Source organism: Vibrio sp. J2-4 (genome assembly GCF_021728155.1).
Taxonomy (GTDB): Bacteria; Pseudomonadota; Gammaproteobacteria; order Enterobacterales; family Vibrionaceae; genus Vibrio; species Vibrio diabolicus.
Genome location: NZ_JAKKCN010000025.1, coordinates 1 through 5,396, shown reverse-complemented (window position 1 = coordinate 5,396; position 5,396 = coordinate 1). Strand labels below are relative to the sequence as shown.

General features: G+C 39.7%; 4 protein-coding genes. All 4 read right to left on the bottom strand.

Translation table 11 applies throughout. The annotated features are described in order from the left end of the window. Window positions 1-1,150 precede the first annotated feature (1,150 nt). On the bottom strand, window positions 1,151-1,972 hold the full coding sequence (locus tag L3V32_RS26300) for a HEPN domain-containing protein (RefSeq protein WP_237285651.1): 822 nt from the start codon (window positions 1,970-1,972) through the stop codon (window positions 1,151-1,153). Between the two features lie 149 nt (window positions 1,973-2,121). Next, window positions 2,122-2,400 carry a hypothetical protein gene (locus tag L3V32_RS25780; RefSeq protein WP_237285650.1) on the bottom strand — a complete coding sequence of 93 codons (279 nt, stop codon included), beginning with the start codon at window positions 2,398-2,400 and terminating at the stop codon, window positions 2,122-2,124. Window positions 2,401-2,603: 203 nt separating this feature from the next. Then, a complete protein-coding gene (locus L3V32_RS25775; RefSeq protein ID WP_031818868.1) occupies window positions 2,604-2,879 on the bottom strand; it encodes a putative quinol monooxygenase in 276 nt (91 codons plus the stop codon). Between the two features lie 135 nt (window positions 2,880-3,014). Next, a complete protein-coding gene (locus L3V32_RS25765; RefSeq protein WP_237285649.1) occupies window positions 3,015-3,680 on the bottom strand; it encodes a hypothetical protein in 666 nt (221 codons plus the stop codon). Window positions 3,681-5,396 lie beyond the last annotated feature (1,716 nt).

Here is a 5,396-nt window from a genome sequence, read left to right as displayed (position 1 = left end):
TAACTTTTTAACCCTAACATTGTTTATCTTAGACAAAGGATATGAGTCTTTCTTAAACCTGAACTCTTTTGAATCCAAGTTAAAATCAGTACTTTTGTACATAATTTCCCTCTATTCGTATAACGCCGCATTAAGGTGTGAGCAGCGCTTGGCTATAATTGAGCGAAGCGAAACTGCCAAGCGTTGAGAATCACTCTTAAATGCTTTGTTATGGCGCAGACTTATAGTTAGCACTACACCAATTTTCCCAACTCGTGTTACCCAATTTTTTATGCGCTTTAGTGATACGATATGATAACACGCCACACATAATGCATCCGAAGCATATTGTAGAAACTAATTGAATGAGCCAATTACCTGGCTCTACACGCCAAAGAAACAGCCACATAAATAAGCCCTATATTAATCAGAAAACTATCCCTTGCTTAAAGAAAACTTGAACTGGAGATTGAAAAACTAGAGGTTTAGTCTCGGAGAAAATGAGCTTTGACCAAAGGTTAGTATTTAGTTTAGTCAAATCTTTGGGGACGCCTTTCTCGACTAAATGCTGTTGAATAAATGCAATATTTTCCATTATAAGTCCTTTTACATTTGCAATATCCATTTTTTCAGTTATTTTTTTCAGTTATATAGAGAGCTCAAATTCCACCATGCGCCATAACGCCGCGTTAAGTGGTGAACAACGCAAACCATCAAACCTAAACCATTGCACCTTAAACACTTAACTCAACTGGAAGTGTAATCGCCAAGCGTTGTGAATCCGCCTTAAACGCCTTGTTAGGCGAAATTTCCCACCAGTGTTTAAGTTCTTTTGAAAGCAGGTTACCCGAAACCAAATAAGCAACCAAACACCCACCTACACCAAAAACCAATGAGGCAACCCACGAACGTTGGCATGTTTTACGGTTGGAGATATTCAAGAATTTAAGCCGACAGTGCTAAGTTGCCGACATAGAAAAGCGAAAGGCCAAAGAGGAATAAGAAGATGAGAACAAAGAACTTTTCTGCCCGTCGCCTAACGCCGCGTTAAGTAGTGAGCAAAGCTGACCACCATACTTAAACCATTGTGCCGTAAACACTAAATTCAAAGCAAACCGAAAATGCCTAGCGTTGCGAATCTGCCTTAAACGCTTTGTTAGGCATGTCTCAATTACAAGGTAAGTTCTTCAATATTTGGAATAGAACCAACTTCGATACATCTGCGTATTAGACGTTCTAGCAACTCAGAAGAATCCGAAACCAATTGGCTTCGGTCTCCCTTAATCTTTGAACCGTGGACAGCGGAACTGCGACTTTTGTATAGCTTTTTGACGCTCGATAAAATGCGTTTTGCCTGATCTTTATCACCAGGCTCCAAAAATTTGGCCACGAACAAACTTAGTTTAAAAACCGTTTCACCTTGAATATCGAATAACCCCTCAATACCCGACCATAATACAGCTAGCTGCGCTCTTGGGTTAGGGTGCCACCTGTAACTTGAACGAGCACTCACAGCATCACTGAATCTATCGACACCTAGGAGGTTTCGAGCATTTTGAAAATGCGTATTAAGCCAAAGAACATCTTTAGGAGTAACTGTATAGAGAGAATTAATGCTTCCTCTCATATGATAATTCGTTACCGATAAACGACTGGTGTTAGATAGTAATTCGGCAGGCGTATCACTTTGAAGGTTTGCTACTGCATCACAGTCGAACAAGGCACTAAGAATGACCACATCCCACTGAGCATTCCACGTTTTTGCAGCTAGTTCTTTCCCTGTGACTCCGGAAATTTTCACTTGAGCCCCAACCCTACGAAGAAAAATAGCCGTAATACCCAAGTCTATTTCACTACAACTTTGTTTGATGATTAAGTCTGTTGACGGGTCACAACAAGCGGGAATAATTTCAACATTTTCACATAGCTTAATGGTCTCTGTTACCGATAGACCGCTAACATACAGGAAACTTTCTTCCTGTTTATTGGACACTGATATTCCCATTTTTACTCCAAAATGCCTAACGCCGCGTTAAGGGGCAGCAACGCGCTACCACCAAACTTCAATTTACCACCATAAACACAAATACCAAGATTTGAGCCAAACTCGCCACGCGTTGACTGTCCCTCTTGAACAGTTTGTTAGGCGACATTTCTACGTTTAACTTCTTTCTCATACGAAGATTCGTTGTATAGCCAAATAGCCCAAAATGCGAAAAACATCCCGATCGTGTAAATTGAGTAATTAGGAGCATTATCCGATAAGAAAATCGTAATGCTTGCCGCATCAGAAGATGGATAAAGGAAAATAACATTAAAAATCATGTACAAAATGGCTGTGACGAAAGTTGTTCTGAAAAGCCAATTTAAACATCCTTTCTTTCGAGATTTTTGCCAATTATCAAATGCTTTACCATTCATTAATCCACTCCTTTTCTATTAACTGAAGCTAGATTCACGCCAAGATACTATCACTACTCTATCGTTTATCTCATGTCGCCTAACGCCTTGCTAAGGTGTGAAGCACGCAATGACCAAGCATCAGCATGGCACTTCAACACCGAAACCACCGCATATTAAAATGCCACGCGTGCTGAATCACACTTAAGCAATTTGTTATGCGTTTACTCAAAGATTTCATAGTGACGCTCAACATTTACCGTCACTTTACCCCAGAGAGATGCTTTGACCCTTTGCTGATGATGCGCAAAAGCCATTTTATCTACGAACTCTTCGTAAACATCAAAACGAAGAGGATCTTCTGAGTTTTGGGTAACGCTAAACGTAATACACCCCGACTCTTCGAGTGTAAGACGTTTATGATTTACCAACTCACTTTTTACCGATTCAAGCTCCGATTCAGGAACTAAGATAAAACCTTTCAATGTTACTTTTGACATGAACATCCTCTTGACGCATAACGCCCTGTTAAGGGGTGAGCAACGCAATACAAAATCCGCCGCATACTACCTTAAACACTAAAACCAACGCATAGTAAAAATGCCACGCGTTGCGAATCCCTCTTGAACAGTTTGTTATGCGTATTTTACCCCACACTCAATATTCAACTGTTGACCCAACCCTATTAGTTGTTTTGTCAGTTCATATGTGCATGTAAGTGCTTCAATTCCCCACTTTTCTTCAAAGTGTTGACCATTAAAATCAAACTGAGCGATTTTGATTGCAGATTTACTTTCCACAAAATCTATTGTATGAGGAAACTTCAATAAGTTTCTGTGCTTGATAGTGTTAATAAAACTATTTACATATTTGTAGTTTTCACTATTTAGAACATCAATTAGGTCTAACTTTAGCTTTGAATCAGGCAAGTCTGAACAAACATTATTAATGTTACATTTGTAGATAGGGTAATTATTAGATAGTAATACCCCATTTAACAACTGGGCGAAAAGATCATACATTGCTCTGCTATTGTGAAATGCAGCTTGAATATGCGCTTGTATTTTGATCGTTTCTTCTTCGTGCTCTAGCCGTTTATTATAGTTAGTTGTCAGTTCTTTAAATAGTTCGAATAAATGTACATTCGGCTCGTTATTCAAGTAAGGGTAAACCTCACATTCATGATATTTATATATATCAATAGTTCTGACAACCGAATCAACAAACTCAACAAGTACTGTCGAATTTTCGTGTTTTTCTCTTATGTGCTCTTTAAGAGCTTCAATTTTCCACTTACTCATATTTTTCCTGAGACGCATAACGCTGCGTTAAGTAGTGAGCAACATTGCCACCTGACCTAAACCATTGTGCCGTAAACACTAAATTCAAAGCAAACCAAAAATGCCTAGCGTTGCGAATCTGCCTTAAACGCTTTGTTAGTTGCCATTCTTAACCTTTGATTTCTCGTTCATTTCCACTTTGCCAACACCGTCTTTGAGCGCTTTGAAAAACTCAAATCAGGCGCAGTTTCAAAGCAACTGTTACTGAAACCACTTGGAACTTACAACGCCGTAGAAAACTGCCTAAAAGCGCCAAAAAGACCTTTTGGAAAGGCAATGTCACAAAGCTGACTTTCAACGAGTACATTCGCGTCTGAAACGGCAAAACAAAACCACAATGTTAAAAATCGAACGCAATTCTAGCAAGCTACACCAAAGTACAAAACCGAGCAAAATCACACGATTCATTAGCCCGAAATCTTCTGCCTTAGCTGCGTTTTTTCCGCTGGCAACTAACGCCTTGCTAAGGTGTGAGTAACGCAATACAAAAGCTACCGCACAGCGCCTTAATCACATAAGCCACCGCAAAGTAAAAATGCCACGCGTTACGAATCACTCTTAAGCAATTTGTTAGTACATGCGCTACTTCTATTTATACGCTCCAAGATATTGAAAACTGAGATGATATGAAAGGCTTTGAACACTGAAGTGAGATGGGCAGCTACAAAACTTTACCCCGATTGAAAGACGAAAGTTGGCTAGAAGAAAAACGCACTGAACTGCCCTACTTTCACTTGCTTCAAATTAGAAAAGGATTCGATCCTCGTACTTCAACAGCCACAACAAAAGTAATCAAGGTTCTCTCAAAAGCCACCACGAAAATGAAGAAGCACCAAAGAAATAGGCTAAGAGTTAGAAGCCGTAAACGATGAAATCAAAGCGAACACTTCGCATATAGTGCCACCGGAAAGAACGTGAAAGGCATTAACTGAAAGGTGTAAATACGAGCGCCAAAACAGATAAACACCAAAACTTATGACCTTTGATGTCAAACCCGTACTAACGCCGCATTAAGGGGTGAACAACGCCACCACCCAACCTAAGCTATTGTGCCGTAAACACTAAAGTTGATTCAAACCAAAACTGTCAAGCGTTGTGAATCCCTCTTGAATGCTTTGTTAGGCGCTTCACGCAAATAGTTAAAATGGGATTTAGAAAACCACCTTTTGGAAAAAGAAATTAACGTAACTCACTGAATTTGATTAGAACCCAAATGCTAAAACAGCTAAGTTTCTGAAACCCACTGCAACTAAAACACCAAAGAAATTGGCTTTTCAGCGCATAAAAATGGAATTTGAAAAGGCTAACTTTCAGAGCAAAATGTCAGCTAATAAACGCATTTCGAAGACAGATAAACTTGAAGCGATTTGGGCCAAAGAAACTCACCACAAACCGACCCCAAAAACCAATGAGGCAACCCACAAACTTTGGCATGTTTTACGAGTTGAATGATTCAAGAACTTAGGAAGGTAAAGCCAGATTGCCGAAAAACCAGAACAGATGGCCAAAGAGAAATTAGAGAAATGAACCAAGAAATTTCTTACTGCGCCTAACGCCGCGTTAAGGGGTGCCGGCACGCAATACATAAGCTTCTGCAATGCACCATAAACACTGAACTCAACGCATATTGAAAATGCCACGCGTGCCAAATCCCTCTTAAACGCTTTGTTATACGCT

Bases quoted from the DNA above. Each gene is read 5' to 3' on its own strand.
- L3V32_RS25780 (WP_237285650.1), bottom strand. From the start codon at position 2,400: ATGAATGGTAAAGCATTTGATAATTGGCAAAAATCTCGAAAGAAAGGA.
- L3V32_RS25775 (WP_031818868.1), bottom strand. From the start codon at position 2,879: ATGTCAAAAGTAACATTGAAAGGTTTTATCTTAGTTCCTGAATCGGAG.
- L3V32_RS25765 (WP_237285649.1), bottom strand. From the start codon at position 3,680: ATGAGTAAGTGGAAAATTGAAGCTCTTAAAGAGCACATAAGAGAAAAA.